At 68.7% G+C, this 2,025-nt stretch carries 1 protein-coding gene; it reads right to left on the bottom strand.

The annotated features are described in order from the left end of the window. Window positions 1-139 precede the first annotated feature (139 nt). On the bottom strand, window positions 140-1,957 hold the full coding sequence (lpdA, locus tag QMX80_RS19105) for a dihydrolipoyl dehydrogenase (RefSeq protein WP_282278755.1): 1,818 nt from the start codon (window positions 1,955-1,957) through the stop codon (window positions 140-142). Window positions 1,958-2,025: the final 68 nt, after the last annotated feature.

The following is a 2,025-nucleotide window of genomic DNA, read 5'->3' as shown; positions in this document are numbered from 1 at the left end:
GTACCGGGTCGTCGGCTTCGGCCCACGCATTGCCGGCCCAGAGCAGCACCGGAAGCACCGCCATCGCGCGCAGCATTCCCCCCCCCCTCCTTTCAGACGCCGGAAACGACGACGCCCCGGTGAAGGGGCGTCGCGCGGGTTACTTCTTCTTCGGGATGTACAGGTCGGTGATGGTGCCGTCGTAGATCTCCGAGGCCATCGCCACCGACTCGCTCAGGGTCGGATGGGCGTGGATGGTGTGGCCGATGTCCTCGGCCTCAGCCCCCATCTCGATGGCCAGGCCGATCTCGGCCAGCAGCTCACCGGCATGCACGCCGACGATGGCGCCACCGATCACGCGGTGGGTTTCCTCGTCGAAGATCAGCTTGGTGAAGCCTTCGGTGCGAGCGATGCCGATGGCGCGACCGCTGGCCGCCCACGGGAACTTGGCCACGCCGACCTTCAGGCCCTTGGCCTTGGCCTCGGTCTCGGTGACGCCGACCCAGGCGATTTCCGGGTTGGTGTAGGCCACCGACGGGATCACGCGGGCCACCCACTCCTTCTTCTCGCCGAACGCGACTTCAGCCGCCAGCTTCCCCTCGTGCGTGGCCTTGTGCGCCAGCATCGGGTTACCGACGATGTCGCCGATGGCGAAGATGTGCGGCACGTTGGTGCGCATCTGCCGGTCGACCGGAATGAAGCCGCGGTCGGTCACTTCGACGCCGGCCTTGTCGGCATCGATCTTCTTGCCGTTGGCCGAACGGCCGACCGCAACCAGCACGCGATCGAAGGTGCCGTTTTCCATCGCCGGCTTTTCGCCCGCGGTGGCAGCCTCGAAGGTCACGGTGATGCCCTTCTTGTCTGCGCTCACGCCCGAGGCCTTGGTCTTCAGGTGCACCTCGATGCCCTGCTTCTTCAGGCGGTCGGCCAGCGGCTTGACCAGGTCCTTGTCGGCGCCCGGCATCAGCTGGTCCATGAACTCGACCACGGTGACCTTGGCGCCGAGCGCGCTGTACACGGTGGCCATTTCCAGACCGATGATGCCGCCACCGACGACCAGCAGCGACTTCGGCACTTCGGCCAGCTCCAGCGCGTCGGTGGAGTCCATCACGCGCTTGTCGTCCCACGGGAAGTTCGGCAGCTTCACCGCCTGCGAACCGGCGGCGATGATGCACTGCTCGAAGCGCAGCAGCTGGGTCTTGCCGTCGTCGCCGACGATTTCCAGCTCATTGGCCGAAATGAACCTGGCCAGGCCATGCACGGTGCGGATCTTGCGCTGCTTGGCCATGCCGGCCAGGCCCTTGGTCAGCTGGCCGACGACCTTTTCCTTGTAACCGCGCAGCTTGTCCAGGCTGATCTTCGGCGCGCCGTACACGATGCCGAGTTCGTCGGCATGCGCGGCGTGGTCGATGATTTCAGCCGCGTGCAGCAGGGCCTTGGACGGGATGCAGCCGACGTTGAGGCAGACGCCGCCGAGGCTGGCGTAGCGCTCGATCAGTACGGTATCCATGCCCAGGTCGGCGGCGCGGAAGGCGGCGGTATAGCCGCCCGGGCCGGCGCCCAGCACCACGATGCGGCACTCGATGTCGGCAGTGCGGCCGCTGGACGGCAGCGCCTTGGCGGCGACCGCCGGATCCGGCGCGCGGTGCGACGGGGTCACCGGCGGCTTGCTGCCCGGCGCCACGTTGCCGGCAGCAGCCGCGGGCGCGGCGCCCTGCGCCTCCAGCACCACCACCACATCGCCCTCGGACAGTTTGTCGTCGAGCTTGACCTTGATCTCCTTGACCACGCCGGCGGCCGAGGACGGCACTTCCAGCGTCGCCTTGTCCGATTCCAGCGTCACCAGGCCCTGGTCCTTGGCCACCGTGTCGCCCACGGCCACCAGGATCTCGATCACCGGCACGCCGCTGTAGTCGCCGATGTCCGGCACCCGGACCTCGAGCGGACCGGTCGCTGCCGGTGCCGGCGCCGCGCTCACCGCCGCCGGGGCGGCCGCAGCGGCCGGCTGGGCGGCCGGGGCAGTGGCGGCAGGCACCGGTGCAGCCG

Origin of the sequence: Stenotrophomonas sp. PS02297 (assembly GCF_029959705.1) — a bacterium.
GTDB lineage: Bacteria > Pseudomonadota > Gammaproteobacteria > Xanthomonadales > Xanthomonadaceae > Stenotrophomonas > Stenotrophomonas nitritireducens.
The sequence above is the reverse complement of the archived record's forward strand: the minus strand, read 5'-3'. Positions and strand labels throughout refer to the sequence as shown.